The organism is Arthrobacter sp. LjRoot78, from assembly GCF_964254335.1.
Taxonomy (GTDB): domain Bacteria; phylum Actinomycetota; class Actinomycetes; order Actinomycetales; family Micrococcaceae; genus Arthrobacter.
In genome coordinates, this window is sequence record NZ_CAXUTG020000001.1 from 254,633 (window position 1) to 272,663 (window position 18,031).

The following is an 18,031-nucleotide window of genomic DNA, read 5'->3' on the forward strand; positions in this document are numbered from 1 at the left end:
CCATGAGCAACGCCAACAACACGTCCGCCAACAGAACTTCGCTCAGCCAGTACGAGGTCTGGTTCCTCACCGGCAGCCAGCACCTCTACGGCGAGGACGTCCTCAAGCAGGTCGCCGCGCAGTCGCAGGAGATCGCCAATGCGCTGAACGGGTCCGCCGATGTCCCCGTCAAGGTGGTCTGGAAGCCGGTCCTCACGGATTCGGACGCCATCCGCCGGACCGCGCTGGAGGCCAACTCGGACGATTCCGTGATCGGTGTGACGGCCTGGATGCACACGTTCAGCCCCGCCAAGATGTGGATCCAGGGCCTGGACCTGCTGCGGAAGCCGCTGCTGCACCTGCACACCCAGGCCAACGTTGAGCTGCCCTGGGCGGACATCGACTTCGACTTCATGAACCTCAACCAGGCAGCCCACGGCGACCGCGAATTCGGCTACATCCAGTCCCGCCTGGGCATTCCCCGCAAGACCGTTGTGGGCCACGTGTCCAACCCTGAAGTGACCCGGCAGGTGGGCGTCTGGCAGCGCGCTTCGGCCGGCTGGGCTGCCGTCCGCACGCTTAAACTGACCCGCTTCGGCGACAACATGCGCAACGTTGCCGTCACCGAAGGCGACAAGACCGAGGCCGAGCTGCGCTTCGGCGTTTCGGTGAACACGTGGTCCGTGAATGAGCTCGCCGACGCCGTGCACGGCGCCGCAGAGTCCGACGTCGACGCCCTTGTTGCGGAGTACGAGCGTCTTTACGACGTGGTCCCGGAACTGAAGGCCGGGGGAGCGCGGCACGAATCGCTCCGCTACAGCGCGCGGATCGAACTGGGCCTGCGCAGCTTCCTTGAAGCCAACGGCTCCGCCGCGTTCACCACCTCCTTCGAGGACCTCGGCGAACTGCGCCAGCTGCCGGGCATGGCCGTGCAGCGGCTGATGGCTGACGGCTACGGCTTCGGCGCCGAGGGTGACTGGAAGACGGCTATCCTGGTCCGCGCCGCCAAAGTGATGGGCTCCGGACTTCCCGGGGGCGCTTCCCTGATGGAGGACTACACCTACCACCTGACTCCCGGCTCGGAGAAGATCCTGGGCGCGCACATGCTGGAGGTCTGCCCGTCGCTGACAGCGACGAAACCGCGCGTCGAGATCCACCCGCTGGGCATCGGCGGCAAGGAAGACCCCGTCCGGATGGTCTTCGATACAGACGCCGGCCCCGGCGTCGTGGTGGCCCTCTCCGACATGCGTGACCGCTTCCGCCTCGTGGCGAACGCCGTCGACGTCGTGGACCTTGACGAACCCCTGCCCAACCTGCCGGTGGCACGGGCGCTCTGGTCCCCGAAGCCCGACTTCGCCACCTCCGCCGCTGCGTGGCTGACCGCCGGAGCGGCGCACCACACGGTGCTCTCCACCCAGGTGGGCATGGATGTTTTCGAGGACTTCGCGGAAATCGCGAAGACCGAACTCCTGGCCATTGATGAGGGCACCACCATCAAGCAGTTCAAGAAGGAACTGAACTGGAACGCGGCCTATTACAAGCTGGCCGGTGGGCTGTAGGCGCTTAGCCGGTCGCTGCGGGACGGGCGGCGAGGGTGACTTTCGCCTCCTTGGATTCCGTGCCCCGGCGGTAGCTCACATTAACCGTCTGGTCCGGGCTCTTGCCGCGGAGCTCGGCCAGCAGGTCCTCCGGCGAGGCCAGCTCCTTGCCGTCCAGGGCGGTGAGGACATCGCCGGGCCGGATGCCGGCACGGTCCGCCGGTCCGTCGCTGACCACCGAGAGCACCAGGGCGCCGCGGGTGTTCGGCAGCCCCAGCTGGTCGGCAATCTGTGAGGTGATCCCGCCCGGGCGGAGGCCGATGAAAGCGTGGTCCGCGGTGCCGTCCTCGCGCAGCTGTTCTGCCACCCGGACGGCCGTTGCAGCGGGGATAGCGAAGCCCAGTGCCACGGCGCCGGACTGCGGCGGAATGTAGGCCTCGCTGATGCCGATCACCTCGCCCCGGGAATTGACGACGGCGCCGCCCGAGTTTCCGGGGCTGATGGCGGCATCGGTCTGGATCAGGTCCACCAGCGACTGGCTGCTGGCCGCCGAGCCGGGAATCTCGCGGTGCAGCCCGGAGATGATGCCCGCCGTCGCCGTGTTCTCGAAGCCCAGCGGCGAGCCGATCACGATGGCCAGTTCACCCACCCGCGGAAGGTCGGACTGGAACTTCGCCGCCGGAAGCCCGGTGCGCTTGGCCTCCACGAGTGCCAGGTCCGAAATGGCGTCCGTGGCCTTGACTGTCCCGGCCACCCGCTGGCCGTCGGCAAAGGCGACCTCCACGTCGGTGCTGCCACGCACCACATGCTCGTTGGTGAGGATCAGTCCCTCCGCCGCGAAGACCACGCCGCTGCCCACTCCGCCGTTGGTCAGGATCGTGACAACGGACGGCTGGACGTTCTCCACGATGGACGGAATGTCCGCGGCCGTCTGCGGGGTGCCCGGCTGGGCCGTCTGCGTGGCACCCGGCTGGGCTGTCTGCTGCGCGGGCTGCACCGGGGTGCTGGCGGCGGACGCGGGGCGCTGGCCCGGCGGCGGACTCGCCGTGCAGCCGGACAGCGCCAGTCCAAGAACAGCTGCCAGGGCCAGGGCCCGCTGCGCGGCACCGCGCGTTCCCGTATTCCAGATCATCATCAGGCTGCCTTTCGTTCGTCTTGGGGTCGACGGAACCGGCCCGTCCCCGGCCGTCCCTTGACGGCAGCGCCTTCACCACCAAGAATAGATTTCTATAACGTTGTAGAGACCGAGAAAACGAGGATGTTTACGTGAACACAACCGAACCTGCCGCAGGCAAGATGACCGCCAAAATCACCCTGGACCCCGCCTTCGCCGTGGGACCCGTCCGGCGCCGCACCTTCGGCGCTTTCGTGGAGCACCTTGGCCGCTGCGTCTACACCGGCATTTTCGAGCCGGGCCATCCCAAGGCTGACGAGGACGGCTTCCGGACTGACGTCCTGGAACTTACCCGCGAACTGGGCGTGTCCACAGTGCGTTACCCCGGCGGGAACTTCGTCTCCGGCTACCGCTGGGAGGACGGCGTGGGGCCGGTGGAACAGCGCCCGGCGCGCCTCGACCTGGCCTGGCACTCCACCGACCCCAACCATGTGGGCGTGGACGAGTTCGCCAAATGGTCCGCCAAGGCCGGCGTCGAACCGATGATGGCCGTGAACCTGGGCACCCGCGGGACGCAGGAAGCCCTCGACCTGCTGGAATACTGCAACATCGACGCCGGCACGGCCTTCTCCGACCAGCGCCGGGCCAACGGGGCCGAAAACGGTTACGGCATCAAAATGTGGTGCCTGGGAAACGAGATGGACGGCTTCTGGCAGATCGGCCACAAGAACGCCACCGAATACGGCCGGCTGGCGGCGGACACTGCCCGCGCCATGCGGATGGTGGAGCCTGACCTGGAACTCGTGGCCTGCGGCAGCTCGGCCCCCGGCATGCCCACCTTCGGCGAGTGGGAGCGGGTGGTCCTCACCGAGACCTACGAACTGGTGGATCTGATCTCGGCACACCAATACTTTGAGGACTTCGGCGACCTTCAGGAACACCTCTCCTCGGGGCACCGGATGGAGGCGTTCATCAAGGACATCGTGGCGCATATCGACCATGTGAAGTCGGTCAAGAAGTCCACCAAGCAGGTGAACATCTCCTTCGACGAGTGGAATGTCTGGCACATGAGCCGCGACGAATCCAAGGCGCCCACCGGCAAGGACTGGCCCGTGGCCCCGGTGCTGCTCGAGGACCGGTACACCGTGGCGGACGCCGTGGTGGTGGGCGACCTGCTCATCACGCTGCTCCGTAACACCGACCGTGTCCACTCCGCCAGCCTGGCGCAGCTGGTCAACGTCATTGCCCCGATCATGACCGAACCCGGCGGCCGTGCCTGGAAGCAGACCACCTTCCACCCGTTCGCCCTGACGTCGGATCGCGCCAAAGGCACGGTGCTGCAGCTCGCCGTCGAATCCCCGCTGCTCAGCGGCGGCAAGACCACGGACTTCGCCGCACTGTCAGCCGTGGCCACCTTCGATGAGGCGTCAGGGGAAGCCGTGGTGTTTGCCGTGAACCGCTCGGCCGCGGACTCGCTCACGCTGAGCGCCGCCGTCGCCGGGCTCGGGAGCGTCAAGGTTGTTGAAGCGGTCACCTTCGCCAACAAGGACCCTTACTGGCAGGCGACGGCGGACGACTCCACCTCGGTGCTGCCCGGCGAAAACGTCAGTGTGAAGCTCGACGGCGGCCGGCTCACCGCCGAGCTCCCCGCCGTTTCCTGGAGCATGATCCGCCTGTCCGTTGACGGAGCTGCAGGCTAGGCAGAATTCGAGCGGAACTAGCTCTCCAGCAGAGCCGGATCAAGGTGAACGGGGGCGTCCAGGTCGCGGGTGCAGACCAGGGCGTCCCCCTCCACGTGGAGCCGCGCCGCATGGATGCTGGTGCGCTGCTCACGGACCGCCCGGGCCGGGTCTGCCAGGCCGCTCACCATTTCGGTGTCCTGCCATTCCGGATGCGTGAAATAGAAGATGTAGGCGTGATCGCCCTGGGTCACCACATCGGCGTGCCGACCGTAAGTGGCGTCGTCCGCTCCCGCGCCGGGGGCGTCCAGGATGAGGCCGTTGTTTGCCTCCTGCCGGGTCCAGGCCAGGCCGTCGGCCGAGCGGTGCACCGCCTGGCCGCGCCACTCGTCCACCACCATCCAGTACCAGCCGCCCAGCCGGAACACGTTGGGACCTTCGTGCGCGGGCAGCCCGATCACCTGACCCTCGGCCCGCCAGCGACCGTCCGCGCCTTCCAGGGCACCTTCCCGGACGGCGGACCATGTGGTGGAGCCGTCCACCTCGTCCTTGAACCAGAGGCGCGCACGGCCGTCCGAGACGACGGCGAAGGCGGCGTCAATGACGTTCTCGGAACCGACGTCCACCCGGCCCGCGAACTCCCACCGCTCCAGATCGGGACTCGTGAAGTGCACCAGCCGACGCCGGGTCTGCTCGGCCCAGCTGCCCGGAGCGCCCTCGCCCCAGGCCAGGAACATGTGGTATTTGCCGTCCTGCCACACCACTTCCGGCGCCCAGTGGGTGTTCAGACCAGGGCAATCCCGGGGATCGAGCCCCTCCGCCACGCCGCGGTATTGCCAGGTGGCCCCGGCGTCCGTAGAGACGGCGATTCCAATCCTGGTGCCGGTAATCCAGTCCACGCCGGCAGTGGTGAGCGTGGCGCGCCGGGCTGTGTAGAACATCCACCACTCGGCGGTGCCGCGGCGGTGGATGACAACGGGATCGGCGGCGCCGTCGAACACGGGGCAGCGGAAGAGGGGCGACGGGGCGAGCGGCATTGCTGTTCCTTCGGTGCGTGCCGGACGCTGGCCGGCTCGGATGCTGACCCGCCAACCCTATAACGTTGTATACAGTGCGGACAGGGCAAATCCGGGGCCGGTCTGCAACGATGTAGCTGAAAGTGTTGCCGGGGAAGGGAATCACCTGTGGCTGTGACCATGAATGACGTTGCGCGCGCCGCCGGCGTCTCGTTGAAGACCGTGTCCAATGTGCTCAACGATTACGAGTTCATCCGTCCAGCCACCAAGCAGAAGGTGCTTGATGCCATTGCGGAACTGGGGTACGAAGCCAACCTGACGGCACGCAGCCTGCGCTCCGGGAAAACCCGCATGCTGGGGCTGGTGCTGTCCGATCTCTCCGTGCCCTATTACGCGGAGCTGGCCTCCCGGCTGATGAGCATCGCCGCCGGTCGGGGCTATCGGGTCCTGGTGGAGCAGTCCGGGGCGGAGGCGGCACACGAGTTGAGCGCGCTCCAGGGCCCGTTCCGCCAGCTGACGGACGGTCTGCTGTTTACCCCGCTAGCCCTCGACGCGGGGACTATCGCCGCACGCCAGGGCACCAAGCCGATCGTCATGCTGGGGGAGCACATCGCGGACCCGCGGTTCGATCTGGTGACCATGAAGAATTCCGAGGCCGCGGCGTCGATCACCGCCCATCTCCTCGCAGCCGGCCGGCGCCGGATTGCCGTCTTGGGCGCGGCGGCAGGGGACACGACGGACAGCCCTGGACTGCGCCTTAATGGTTACCGGCAGGCGCTGGAAGTTGCGGGAGTGGAGTTCGATCCGGCCCTGGTGGTGCAGTGCGAGTGGCGCCGCGACGGCGGGGCCTCCGCCGTCGTCGGCCTGGCCGAAAGCGGCGTCCCGTTCGACGCCGTCTTTGGCCTGAATGACGCAATTGCCCTGGGCGCCATGCACGAACTGCTGATCCGCGGCATCAAAGTGCCGGACGACGTGGCAGTGGCAGGCTTCGACGACATCGACGAGGCCCGTTTCGCATCGCCGTCCCTCACTACGGTGTCGCCCGGCATGGAGGAAATAGCCGAGCGGTCCATCAAGCTGCTTATTGACCGGATCGAAGGTGTGGAGCGGGCAGCCGCCGGGCTCCATGTGGAAGCGGGCTTCGAACTGAAGGTGCGGGACTCGGCGCCCTAAGTTCAGACTTCGCCGGGGAGCCCGGCGTAATGTACTGCCAATTACCTCACGTTTGGTTTGCTTAATTCAGGCACGTGGGTGATCCTCTTATAAGGCAAGCCTAACCTTGGCTGCGATATCTGAGGCTCCACGAATGACAGCAAACTATTTGATCGGCCTGCGCGAAGGCCTTGAGGCGACACTCGTTGTTGTGCTCCTGATGGCATACCTCCTCAAAACCGGGAGGCAGCACCTGCTGCCCAGGCTGTGGGCGGGCGTCGGATTCGCCGTCGCCGTGTCGGCAGGGTTCGGTGCGCTGCTCACCTTCGGTCCGCGCGGGCTCACGTTCGAGGCGCAGGAAGCCATCGGCGGGAGCCTTTCCGTGGTGGCCGTGGCGCTGGTGACGTGGATGGTTTTCTGGATGGCCCGCACGGCCCGTACCCTCGGCACCGGACTCCGCTCGCAGGTGGACCGGGCTGCAGGTGGCGCCGGGTGGGGGCTCGCCGCCGTCGCCGCACTGGCCGTGGGCCGGGAAGGGCTTGAAACCGCGCTCTTCCTGTGGGCGGCTGCCCAGGCCACGGGGCAGTCGGCAACGCCGCTGTTTGGCGCTTTGCTGGGGCTGGCCACCGCCGTCCTGCTCGGCTTCCTGCTGCACCGGGGAGTCCTCAAGATCAACCTCGGCGCGTTCTTCACCTGGAGTGGCGCCGCGCTGATCATAATCGCCGGAGGCGTGCTTGCCTATGCTGTCCACGACTTCCAGGAGGCCGGGATCCTCCCCGGACTCCACAGCCTGGCCTTTGACGTGTCGGCGGCGATCCCGCCGTCGTCCTGGTACGGCACCCTGCTCAAAGGCACCCTGAACTTCTCGCCTGCCACCACGTGGCTGGAAGCTGCGGCCTGGCTGCTGTACGTCCCGGCCGTGCTGTTCCTCTACCTCCGTTCCAACCGCCGTGCCCGCGCATCATCCCGTCCGGACACAGCTGCCCGGGCAACCGTCGCGGCATCCTGACCCGCCCACTCCCGCACCCCCAAGGACCAACTCCATGCCCAGCCCCAGCCTGCCCAATTCCGCCCCCTCAGCAGCAGTACGCACCCCGGACCGCCGGCGTGGGACTGCCGTCCGCCTGAGTGCCGCAGCCGCCGTCGCCGTCCTGCCCCTGATGCTTGCTGCCTGCACGGACAACGCTGCACCGTCGTCCCCGGCAGGGGCCGACGGCCCCATCCAGGTCACCAGCACCAGCGACGCCTGCAAGGTGTCCACGGCGTCCGCGAAGAGCGGCAACCTTACGTTCGCCGTCCAGAACGACGGCGATCAGGTCACCGAGTTCTACCTGCTGGCGGAAGACGGGCTGCGGATCCTGGGTGAGGTGGAAAACATCGGGCCCGGCCTGACGCGGAACCTTGTGGTCACGGTCCCTGCGGGGAAATACAACACAGCCTGCAAGCCCGGCATGGTGGGCGACGGCATCCGGGCCGGTTTTGACGTGGTCGACTCCGGCAGCAAGCCCGCGGTGGACAGCGACCTGAAAGCGCTCACCGACCAGGGGACCACCCAGTACGTGGCCTACGTCAAGGACCAGACGGAGCAGCTTCTGGCCGGTACCAAGAAGTTCGCCGAGGCGTACGCCGCCGGCGATGCTGCCACCGCCAAGGAGCTCTACGCCGCAACGCGCATGCACTGGGAACGAATTGAACCGGTAGCCGAGTCCTTCGGCGACCTCGACCCCAAGCTGGACGCCCGCGAGGCGGACCTGGCCGAGGGCGAGCAATGGACCGGCTGGCACCGCGCCGAAAAGGACCTGTTCCCGCCGGCCGGGTTCCAGCCGCTGGGCGCAGCGGACCGCGAACAGCTCGCGGCCCAGCTGGTGGCCGATACCGAAGAGCTGGCCAAGCGCACTCGGACAGTAGAGCTCACGGCAGACAAGCTGGGCAACGGTGCCAAGGAACTGCTGGACGAGGTGGCCACCGGCAAGGTCACGGGCGAAGAGGAAATCTGGTCCCACACCGACCTCTGGGACTTCCAGGCCAACGTGGACGGTGCCCGGATCGCCTTCGAAAACCTCAAGCCCGTGCTGGAGCAGAAGGACCCGGAGCTTGCCAAGAGCCTGGACACCAAGTTCGCTGCGCTGCAGGCCGAACTGAAGACCCATGCCCGGGGCGAGGGGTTTGCCTACTACAACGAGCTGAGCCCCGAGCAGGTCCAGCGCCTCGCCGCCCTGGTGGATTCCCTCGGCGAGCCGTTGTCCAACCTCACTGCGGCAGTCGTGCTGTGACCGGCTGCCCTTTCGGCGCGGGCCGGGACGGCCAGGATAGCGGCGGCCACGACGGCGGGGTCCAGGACGGTGCCCGGCCGGGCGCTTCGCAGGACACGTCACAGGCCAGCCCTGTTGCCACGCGCGGTGTTTCGCGCCGCGGCCTGCTCTCCTTCGCCGGGGTCGGGGGCGCGGGAGCGCTCGCCGGCCTCGCCGCCGGCCTGTGGGGACGCGACGCCGTCGTCGCGGCAGTACCTGCCGACGATGCGCCGGCCAATGACACCGTCCCGTTCCACGGGGAACGCCAGGCGGGAATTACGACGGCGGCGCAGGACCGGCTGCACATGGCCGCCTTCGATCTCATCACCGAGGACCGCGCCGAGCTGATCCGGCTCCTCAAAGACTGGACGGCCGCCGCGGAGGCGATGACCCAGGGCCGGGAAGCCGGCGAAACCGGCGCTACCGGCGGCTCCTATGACGCGCCGCCGCAGGACACGGGCGAAGCCATGGGCCTCAGCGCCGGCAAGCTCACCGTGACGTTCGGCTTCGGTGCCAGCCTGTTCGAAAAGGACGGGAAGGCACGCTTCGGGCTCGAGGGACGCCGGCCTGAGGCCCTGATCGACCTGCCGCACTTCCCGGGCGACGACCTTCAGGCCGGGCGCAGCGGCGGCGACATCATTGTGCAGGCCTGCGCGGACGACCCCCAGGTTGCTGTTCACGCCATCCGCAACCTCGCACGGCTGGGGTTCGGGAAAGTCCGCGTCCGCTGGTCCCAGCTGGGCTTCGGGCGCACCGCCTCCACGTCCCGGGCACAGCAGACGCCCCGCAACCTTTTCGGTTTCAAGGACGGCACCAACAACCTCAAGGCCGAAGACACGGACCTCCTGGAGAACCACGTCTGGGCTGAGAAGGGCGCCCGGGCCGGTGAAGCCTGGATGGAGGGCGGCAGCTACCTGGTGGCCCGCCGGATCCGCATGCATATCGAAATCTGGGACCGGACGTCGCTGGGCGAGCAGGAAGCCCTGATCGGCCGGACCAAGGCCGAGGGCGCTCCGCTGTCCGGCGGCAAGGAATTCACCGCGCCGGACTTCACCATCAAGGGCAAGGACGGCGAGCCGCTGATGGGCATGGATTCACATGTCCGGCTGGCCCACGCCGACCAGAACGGCGGCGTCCGGATGCTGCGCCGCGGGTACAACTACACGGACGGTTCCGACGGGCTGGGGCACCTCGACGCAGGCTTGTTCTTCATCGCCTTCGTCAAGGACCCGCGCACGCACTACGTGCCCATGCAGATGGCGATGGCCAAGCAGGACACCCTGGCCGTGGAGTACCTCAAGCACACCGGCTCCGCCCTGGCCGCTGTGCCGCCGGGCACCAAACCCGGCGGCTACATCGGCGAGGGACTGTTCAGCTGAGGCTGGCCGCGCCCACAACTGCTGCGCCCACAACTGAAACGGACCGCTCCTGCACTGCAAGGTAGGTGAACAGCTGACGCAGCCCGAAACGCCACGGCGGCAGCTCCTCGGCGGCACCCACGGTGTTGACCAGGGCGCCGAGGTGGCGGCTGCGGATGGTGACGACGTCCCCCATTTTGTGGGTGAAGCCCTGGCCCTGTTCGTCCCGGTCCTGCGTGGGTGCGAACAGCGTGCCGGTAAACAGCGCGAAGCCGTCCGGGTACTGGTGGTGCTTGCCGAAGGTAGCCGCCACCAGCTCCTCGAACGGGCGGCTGATCCGTGCCACGGTGTTCCGGCCCTCCAGCAGGTACCCGCCTGATCCTTCCACCCGGAGCAGGATCTCCTCCTGCCGCAGGGTCTCAAGGGTGAATCCGCCGTCGAACAGCCGGATCAGCGGCCCCAGCGCGCTGGAAGCGTTGTTGTCCTTGGCTTTGCCCAGCAGCAGGGCGCTCCGCCCTTCGACGTCGCGGAGGTTGACGTCGTTGCCGAGTGTGGCGCCCACAACTTTGCCGGCGGACGTGACAATCAGGACGAGTTCCGGTTCCGGGTTGTTCCAGGAACTGAACGCGGGAATCCCGACGCCGGCACCCAGGCCTACGGAGGACAGCACAGGCGCCTTGGTGAAGACCTCGGGGTCCGGGCCGATGCCCACCTCAAGGTACTGCGACCACAGCCCTTCGGCGATGAGCACCCGCTTGGCCTCGGCAGCCTCGGGCGAGCCCGGACGTACGTCGCCGATGCTGCCGCCGAGCGCCCTGCCTACGAGTTCACGCATTTCAGTGGCCCTGCCGGCATCTCCGCCACAGCGCTCCTCGATGACGCGCTCGATCATACTGTCCACGAAAGTCACGCCGCAGGCCTTGATGACCTGGAGGTCAACGGGCGCCAGCAAGTGCGGAAGGGAAGTGTCCTGCGCCAGGGACGCTTCGACGACGTCCGCCGTCTTCCACCGCGGCACAGTCATGGCGGAACGGACGTCTGCAGCGGGGTCCGAACGTTCCAGCAGTTCCGACACTGTGGCGGCGAGGTGCTGCAGGTCGAACACGTCCCCGCCCTGAACCGCCACAACCCGGGGACCGGAGGTTTCCACGTCCCAGAGACGGCCAATGAGCAGGGCGTCCTCCGCGTCCTTCGGGAGCACGGCCGCGACCGACGCCGGCAGCGCCGTCACAGCCGAGCCTCCGGCTGTGCGGACGGGCGCCGCCAGACGCCGTCGACCCTTTGCGGAACGTTCCACGGGTTCGCATCCTGCAGCGGCTCCGGCAGCCGCGGCTGCGGGAAGGACTGGAAGGCCACCGGCCGCAGGAACCGCCGGATGGCGGCCGTCCCCACAGAGGTGGTGCCCGACGTCGTGGCCGGATAGGGGCCGCCGTGGTGCTGGGCGTAACTGACGGTCACTCCCGTGGGCCAGCCGTTCCAGAGCAGACGCCCACTGATGTCCGCGAGCCTGCCGGCAAGCTCCGCGACGTCGTCCTCGGCTTCCGCCTGCAAGGTGGTGGTCAGCTGGCCTTCCAGGAGCCCGGCCAAGGCAGTGAGCTCGGATTCATCGCTGTACTCCACCACCAGGCTTGCGGGCCCGAACATCTCCTGGCGGAGGATTCCGGGGTCGCTGCGGACCGCTTCGGAGGTGGTCAGCAGGACGGTGGGTGCCGGAGCCTCGGCGACGTCGCCGTCGAGCAGCACCCGGACGCCCGCCGTGTCCCGCAGCCCGGCGACTGCCTGCCGGAACCCTACGTGCAGCCGTGCGCTGAGCAGCTGCGCCGGAGCGAAGTCCTCGAGGGCATTCCGGAGAATGTCCCGGACCTCGTCCGTTTGCCCGGCAGGGACGAACAGCACGCCGGGTTTGGTGCAGAACTGCCCCATGCCCAGGGTGAAGGAGCCGGCATAGCCAGTGAGGATCTCCTCCCGGCGCGCAGCCCAGGCGTTGCCGGTGACAAAGACGGCATTGATGCCGCCCAGTTCCCCGAAGAAGGGGATCGGTTCCGGCCGCGCGGCCGCACGGTCGAACAATGCCCGGCCGCCCGCCGTCGAACCCGTGAAACCGATGGCCTTCACCAGCGGGTGGTCAACCAGCGCTTCCGCAGCCGGGCGGCCGGTGACCAGGGAGAAGAGGCCCGACGGCGCCCCGGCGGACTCCAGTGCGGCGGTCACCGTTTCGGCGGTGCGGACCGCGAGCTCCCGGTGGCCGTCGTGTGCCTTGTGCACGACGGCGCAGCCGGCCGCCAGTGACGACGCGGAATCGCCGCCCATCACGCTGAAGGCGAAGGGGAAGTTGGACGCCCCGAAGACCCCCACGACGCCGAGCGGAACGTTGTACCGGCGAAGGTCGGGCCGCGGCCCCATGCCCCAGGCGGCATCGTCATGGTCGATCGTCGCGTCGAAGTGCTCGCCGCGGCGGATTTCGTCAGCGAAAAGCCGGAGCTGGAAGACGGTGCGCTTCAGCTCGCCCTGGAGGCGCGGTTCCGCGAGATGGGTTTCGGCGACCGCAAGATCAACAAGGGCCGCGGCGTCGTCTTCCAGGCCGGCGGCTACCGCCTCGAGCCAGGTTGCCCGGGTTCCGGGACCTGCCAGCCGGGCCTTTTCGAAGGCCGCGTGGGCGGCCTCGACGGATGCGTCCAGCTCGGCTGCGGTGCTGTTCATCGGCCGGCTCCCGCGGGTGCAAGGCTGCCGCCGGTAACGGCCGCACGGTCGCCCACTTCAAGCCAGCCCGCACCGGACGGGAACTCCCAGCGCGTCCGGGAAGCGCTGAGCATTTCCGCCCCAGTGCCAGGGAGTTCCGGGGCGGCATAGCGTCCGCCAACGATCCGGACCGGTTCGGCGAAGTGCTCGTGGAGGTGGTCCACATATTCGATCATGCGGCCGTCCTGGCTTCCGGTGATGGCGGCAAAGTCGAAGAAGGAGAAATGCTGGACAAGCTCGCACAAGCCAACGCCGCCGGCGTGGGGGCAGACCGGGACGCCGAACTTGGCGGCCAGAAGCAGGTTGGCGATGTTCTCATTGACCCCGCCCACACGGGTGGAGTCGAGCTGCAGGACGTCGATGGCCCTTGCCTGCAGCAGCTGCTTGAAAACAATCCGGCTGGCCACGGCCTCGCCGGTGGCGACGCGGACCGGAGCGACTCCCTTCCGGATCTCCGCATGCCCGAGGATGTCGTCAGTGCTGGTGGGCTCTTCGATCCAGTACGGGTTGAACTCTGCGAGCTGGTTGACCCATTCGATCGCTTCGGACACCTCCCAGCGCTGGTTGGCGTCTATGGCGATGGGGAGGTCTCCCACGGCCTGCCGTGCGAGGCCCATGCGGCGGCGGTCGTCAGCGATGTCGCCGCCCACCTTGAGCTTGATCATCGAGAAACCGGCCGTCGCCGCTTCCTTGCTGAGCCGGACCAGTTTTTCGTCGCTGTAGCCCAGCCATCCGGGTGAGGTGGTGTACGCGGGGTAGCCGTGAGCCCGGAGGCTGGCGATGCGGGCCGACTTGCCGTCCTGGCCCGCGCGGAGGATTTCCAATGCCTGCTGCGGGTTCAGGGCGTCGCGGATGTGGGTGAAGTCCACAACGTCCACGATCTCCTCCGGGGACATTTCGCTCAGGAGCAGCCAGAGCGGCTTGTTCTCGCGCCGGGCGCGGATGTCCCAGAGGGCGCTGACCAGCGCGCCGGCGGCCATCTGCGTGACGCCCTTTTCCGGGCCGAGCCAGCGGAGCTGCGAGTCGTGGATGAGGCGCTTGGAAGCGTTGCCCAGGTCGTAGATCAGTTCGTCGATGTCCCGGCCCCGCAGAAGCCCCGCGTAGGACTCGATGGCCGCAGTGAGGATCTCGCTGCCGCGGCCGCAGCTGAAGACGAAGCCGTGGCCTTCGTCCCCCGCGTCGGTGCGGATGACGACGTAGGCGGCGGAGTAGTCGGGGTCAACGTTGACCGCGTCGGAGCCATCGAGTTCCAGCGACGTGGGAAAGCGGACGTCCTGGGTGGTGATGGAAGTGATGGAAGGCATGGATCTCTTCTCTCGGATTGCTGTGGAAGGTGGGCATGATTTCCTATATGAATTTCAGTAATCATATATGAAACGTGATCCAGATCAAGTCCGTGGCAAAAAGAAAACCCCGGCCGCGGGGCCGGGGTTGGGTTCTAATCCACGATGTGCCGCCTGGGCGGCCCGCTGTCCTCCAGTGGCGCGAGGTCGGCGTGTCCTTCGAAGGCCTGGGCGAAGCGGGTAAAGGAGTTTCGGATGTGCTCCGCCATGGCTGCTTCGGCCTGTTCCGGCCGGCAGGCATGGATGGCCTCGCGGACGGCCGAGTGTTCCGCGACGGTGATGGCGCCGTCGACGTCGGCCGGGTAGAGGCGGAAGGTATGCAGGTGGCAGTGCGTCTGGGCGAAGGCGTGGCGGACCACGGTATTGCCGGCGGCGGCGAGGATGGTGTCATGGAACCTGGTGTCATGGGCCACCAGGTCCTGCCGGAGGTCGCCTTCGGACTTCATGGCCCCGCGGAATGCCTTAATTTCCTTCTCGAGGGCCGCGGCCGGGTTGGCTAACCGGTCTACGGCCGCAGACCGCGCTGCCCAGGGTTCCACCAGCAGCCGGAATTCAAAGAGGGAGCGCAGTTCGGCCAGGTCCAGCAGGGGAGTGGTGCTGTAGCCCTTGCCGGGGTTGTAGACCACCAGGTTGTCGCCTTCCAGCCGCTGCAGCACCTCACGCACCGGCGTCTGCGAAACGCCCAAACTTCGCGAAACGGCGTCGATGTTGATCCTGGTGCCGGGCGCGATCTCGCCTTCGAGGATGGAGGCGCGCATCGATGCATACACATCGCTGACGGCGGCTTTGCCTCGGGAGATATCGGAAGACTGACGTGGGGGCACGCGCTGACCTCTTAGTGCTGGTTGGGGTGGTGTCCGGGTTGGAGTCGCTGGGGGAATCATATTCCACCGGACCTTCAGCCGCCCCGGAGGGGGCTGCTGGGGGCGATTTTTCAGGGGGGGCTTGATCCGGATCACATTTTCTATATGATTAACCAGATTCCTATATGATTTGGCATCGATATCTTCGGTGTCTTCCCCCGGCGCCATAGGCGCCCGAAGCCATGTTCACGTCGAAGGAGACCACATGACTGCGCTCGGAAGTAAAGTTGCCAGTACGACATCGACCAAAAATCCCCGAATAATGACCCGGAAGCGCTGGGTCATCATTTGGCTTGCTTTCATCGGGCTGAGCATCAATTACCTTGACCGCTCCAGCCTGAGCGTTGCCTTGCCGTTCATGGGCAAGGACTTCGAGCTGACCGCCACCCAGCAGGGCCTGATCTTTGCCGCCTTCTTCTGGGCCTACGACTTCTGCCAGCTGGCGGCCGGCTGGTACGTGGACAAGGTGGGGCCGCGCAGGTCGTTCTCGCTGGCGGCTGTCTGGTGGTCCATCTTCACGATGGTGACCGCCGCGGCGACGAACTTCTGGTCCCTGTTCGCAGCGCGCTTCCTCCTGGGTGTCGGCGAAAGCCCTGCGCCCAGCACTGCGGCGAAAGTGGTGGCCACGTGGTTCCCGGTCCGTGAACGGGCATTCGCCACCAGCATCTGGGACTCGGGATCCCGCGTGGGGGCCGTGATCGCGTTGCCCATCGTTACCCTGATCGTGGCGCTGACCTCATGGCATGCAGTGTTCATCATCATCGGCGTCGCCGGCCTTATCTGGGCCGCCGTCTGGTGGAAGGTGTACCGCAGCCCCCAGGAGCACCCCGGCGCGAACGCCGCCGAAGTGGCCTACATCGAAGAAGGCGGTGCCCGCGGCGAAGGCAGCGACGACGCCGACGCAGCCAAGCTGCCCTGGCGCTCACTCTTCAAGTACCGCACCATCCTGAGCATGATGTTCGGCTTCTTCTGCCTGAACAGCGCCATCTACTTCTTCATCACCTTCTTCCCCAGCTACCTCGTCAAGGAACGCGGATTCGACCTGCTCAAGCTGGGCTTTTTCGGTGCCATTCCCGGCATCTGCGCGGTTCTGTGCGGCTGGCTGGGCGGATACCTGGCCGACCGCGCGGTACGGGCCGGCGCATCCGTCACCAGGGTCCGCAAGACCGCCATCGCCGGCGGCCTCGCGGGCGGCTCCGTCATCATGTTCGCCGCCCTCGTGCCGGAAGCCTGGATGGCCTTGGCGCTGCTTTCCGTCGCCTACTCGAGCCTCACCGTCGCAGCAACCGGCATCTGGTCGTTGCCCGCGGACGTTGCGCCGAGCTCCAGGCACGTCGGATCCATCGGCGGACTGCAGAACTTCGCCTCCAACCTGGCCGGCATCTTCACTCCGATCCTGATCGGCGTGCTGGTGGACCAGACTGGTTCCTTCGTGGCCCCGCTGGCGGTCATCGGGGCCGTCTCGCTCGTGGGCGCTGCCAACTACCTGTTCGTCATGGGCAAGATTGAACCCTTGAAGGTCAAAGAGCCCGTAGCGGTCGCATAACTGCAAGTGGGCGGCGGCGACCCGGAAGGGTTGCCGCCGCCCTTTTCCATGCCCGGCCTACCCCTTGCTTAATGCGTTAGTGGCGACTAACGTATTTTCTGTGCCTGATCTTCTGGAAGTCGCGACGGAGCCCAACAGGCGGGCGCTGCTTCGGCTGCTGGCGGAGGGGGAGAAGACGGTCACCGAGCTGTCCGGCCATTTTCCGGTCAGCAGGTCGGCCATTTCCCAGCACCTGCTGCTTCTCTCGGAAGTGGGGCTGGTGACCGCCCGGAAAGACGGCCGGAACAGGTACTACCGCCTGGACGGCGCCGGGATGGTCCGGCTGCGTGAACAATTCGAGGCTTTCTGGACAACCGAACTGGACCTGCTGGTGGCCGACGCCGGCCGGCTGGGCCAGCAACCATCACAAGGGAATTCTGATGACATTCAATAAGACAGTATTCGTTCCGGTTGACCCGGACGCCGCCTTCGAGCTCATCACGCAACCGGAGCGGTTGCGGCGCTGGAAGACGGTGGCGGCGCGGGTGGACCTCCGCGTGGGCGGGGAATACCGGTGGACTATTACGCCGGGGCACTCGGCGATGGGAAGTTTCACCGAAATCGAGCCGGGAAAGCGGATCGTCTACACCTGGGGATGGGAGGGCGACGCCGGGCTGCCGCCGGGAGCGTCGACCGTGACCGTGAACCTGGAGGCTGTCGAAGGCGGAACCACGGTCCAGCTCATTCACGAGGGACTGACGGAACAGCAGGAGGTGGGCCACGCCGAAGGCTGGAACCATTTCCTTGAGAGGCTCGTGCAGCTTGCCGCGAACGGAGATGCCGGCCCGGACGAATGGGCTGCAGCCCCGGACCCCATCGACGAACTTTCCAGCGCCGAGGCGGCCCTGGCTGTTGCGCAGCGGGTCCTCCGCGGGGTGGGGAAATCAGACCTGGGTTCACCGACGCCGTGCGAGGACTTCACCGTTGACGCCCTCCTGGACCATCTCTTTGGTTCGATCGCATCGATCGGCAAGGCCCTCGGTGTGACCGTGCCTGACCAGTCGGCTGCGACGCCGGAGGTGCGGATTGCGGATGCTGCGCAGGCCACCCTGGAGGCATTCCGCGCCCGCGGCACGGAGGGAACCGTGGACATGGGCTTCGCCGAACTGCCGGCAACCATCGTTGCCAACATCCTGAACCTGGAACTGCTGGTCCACGCGTGGGACTTCGCCCGGGCAACCGGCCAGGAGCTGAGCGTTTCGCCGGTCCTTTCCGACTACGTCCTTGGCCTCGCCCGGAACACCATCAGCCCGCAGATGCGCGGCAAGAGCTTTGCCGAGGAAACCCTTGTTGATGAATCGGCGGCAAGCCTGGAACGCCTGGTTGCCTTCACCGGCCGGCAGGTTGCCGGGCTCTAGCGTCGTCGAGAGGGAA

General features: G+C 67.1%; 15 protein-coding genes. 9 read left to right on the forward strand and 6 right to left on the reverse strand.

Features of this window, described 5'->3' with window-relative positions:
• The first annotated feature begins 2 nt into the window (after positions 1 to 2).
• Positions 3 to 1,538 (forward strand): L-arabinose isomerase, encoded by a 1,536-nt coding sequence (gene araA / locus ACSQ1X_RS01260; RefSeq protein WP_055801792.1) that lies wholly within the window; start codon positions 3 to 5, stop codon positions 1,536 to 1,538.
• 4 nt (positions 1,539 to 1,542) lie between these two features.
• Here araA and ACSQ1X_RS01265 read toward each other — a convergent pair whose 3' ends face one another.
• Positions 1,543 to 2,652 (reverse strand): trypsin-like peptidase domain-containing protein, encoded by a 1,110-nt coding sequence (locus ACSQ1X_RS01265; RefSeq protein ID WP_436056354.1) that lies wholly within the window; start codon positions 2,650 to 2,652, stop codon positions 1,543 to 1,545.
• A gap of 161 nt (positions 2,653 to 2,813) precedes the next feature.
• Between ACSQ1X_RS01265 and arfA the strand changes: the two genes are divergently transcribed.
• Entirely contained in the window at positions 2,814 to 4,331 is a 1,518-nt protein-coding gene (gene arfA, locus ACSQ1X_RS01270; protein ID WP_436059235.1) for an arabinosylfuranosidase ArfA, read from the forward strand.
• 17 nt (positions 4,332 to 4,348) lie between these two features.
• Here arfA and ACSQ1X_RS01275 read toward each other — a convergent pair whose 3' ends face one another.
• On the reverse strand, positions 4,349 to 5,347 hold the full coding sequence (locus tag ACSQ1X_RS01275; protein WP_436056355.1) for a family 43 glycosylhydrolase: 999 nt from the start codon (positions 5,345 to 5,347) through the stop codon (positions 4,349 to 4,351).
• 147 nt (positions 5,348 to 5,494) lie between these two features.
• On the opposite strand from ACSQ1X_RS01275, the gene ACSQ1X_RS01280 reads away from it, so the two are divergent.
• From ACSQ1X_RS01280 to efeB, 4 genes are all read left to right on the forward strand, one after another.
• Positions 5,495 to 6,499 (forward strand): LacI family DNA-binding transcriptional regulator, encoded by a 1,005-nt coding sequence (locus ACSQ1X_RS01280; RefSeq protein WP_055801783.1) that lies wholly within the window; start codon positions 5,495 to 5,497, stop codon positions 6,497 to 6,499.
• Between the two features lie 133 nt (positions 6,500 to 6,632).
• Positions 6,633 to 7,487: an iron uptake transporter permease EfeU gene (gene efeU / locus ACSQ1X_RS01285; protein WP_436056356.1), complete on the forward strand. Its 855-nt coding sequence runs from the start codon at positions 6,633 to 6,635 to the stop codon at positions 7,485 to 7,487.
• Positions 7,488 to 7,521: 34 nt separating this feature from the next.
• Positions 7,522 to 8,751, forward strand: coding sequence for an iron uptake system protein EfeO (gene efeO, locus ACSQ1X_RS01290; protein ID WP_436056357.1), 1,230 nt, complete (start codon positions 7,522 to 7,524; stop codon positions 8,749 to 8,751).
• Positions 8,748 to 10,148 carry an iron uptake transporter deferrochelatase/peroxidase subunit gene (efeB, locus tag ACSQ1X_RS01295; protein WP_436056358.1) on the forward strand — a complete coding sequence of 467 codons (1,401 nt, stop codon included), beginning with the start codon at positions 8,748 to 8,750 and terminating at the stop codon, positions 10,146 to 10,148. Before efeO ends, efeB begins: the two co-directional genes overlap by 4 nt.
• Here efeB and ACSQ1X_RS01300 read toward each other — a convergent pair.
• From ACSQ1X_RS01300 to ACSQ1X_RS01315, 4 genes are all read right to left on the reverse strand, one after another.
• Positions 10,141 to 11,358: a fumarylacetoacetate hydrolase family protein gene (locus tag ACSQ1X_RS01300; protein ID WP_436059236.1), complete on the reverse strand. Its 1,218-nt coding sequence runs from the start codon at positions 11,356 to 11,358 to the stop codon at positions 10,141 to 10,143. The two genes, efeB and ACSQ1X_RS01300, sit on opposite strands and share 8 nt — an antisense overlap.
• A complete protein-coding gene (locus ACSQ1X_RS01305; RefSeq protein ID WP_436056359.1) occupies positions 11,355 to 12,827 on the reverse strand; it encodes an aldehyde dehydrogenase (NADP(+)) in 1,473 nt (490 codons plus the stop codon). Before ACSQ1X_RS01305 ends, ACSQ1X_RS01300 begins: the two co-directional genes overlap by 4 nt.
• The gene (locus tag ACSQ1X_RS01310; protein WP_436056360.1) at positions 12,824 to 14,170 is read right to left on the reverse strand and encodes an L-fuconate dehydratase; all 1,347 of its coding nucleotides are present in this window, start codon (positions 14,168 to 14,170) and stop codon (positions 12,824 to 12,826) included. The genes ACSQ1X_RS01305 and ACSQ1X_RS01310 overlap by 4 nt, the downstream gene beginning before the upstream one ends.
• A gap of 134 nt (positions 14,171 to 14,304) precedes the next feature.
• Positions 14,305 to 15,033: a GntR family transcriptional regulator gene (locus ACSQ1X_RS01315; RefSeq protein WP_436056361.1), complete on the reverse strand. Its 729-nt coding sequence runs from the start codon at positions 15,031 to 15,033 to the stop codon at positions 14,305 to 14,307.
• Positions 15,034 to 15,334: 301 nt separating this feature from the next.
• Here ACSQ1X_RS01315 and ACSQ1X_RS01320 point away from each other — a divergent pair, with 301 nt between their 5' ends.
• The 3 genes from ACSQ1X_RS01320 to ACSQ1X_RS01330 all read left to right on the forward strand — a co-directional run bounded on the left by ACSQ1X_RS01320 (position 15,335) and on the right by ACSQ1X_RS01330 (position 18,015).
• On the forward strand, positions 15,335 to 16,618 hold the full coding sequence (locus ACSQ1X_RS01320; RefSeq protein WP_235505833.1) for an MFS transporter: 1,284 nt from the start codon (positions 15,335 to 15,337) through the stop codon (positions 16,616 to 16,618).
• Positions 16,619 to 16,718: 100 nt separating this feature from the next.
• Entirely contained in the window at positions 16,719 to 17,051 is a 333-nt protein-coding gene (locus ACSQ1X_RS01325) for an ArsR/SmtB family transcription factor (protein ID WP_028270391.1), read from the forward strand.
• The gene (locus ACSQ1X_RS01330; protein WP_436056362.1) at positions 17,038 to 18,015 is read left to right on the forward strand and encodes a TIGR03086 family metal-binding protein; all 978 of its coding nucleotides are present in this window, start codon (positions 17,038 to 17,040) and stop codon (positions 18,013 to 18,015) included. Before ACSQ1X_RS01325 ends, ACSQ1X_RS01330 begins: the two co-directional genes overlap by 14 nt.
• Positions 18,016 to 18,031: the final 16 nt, after the last annotated feature.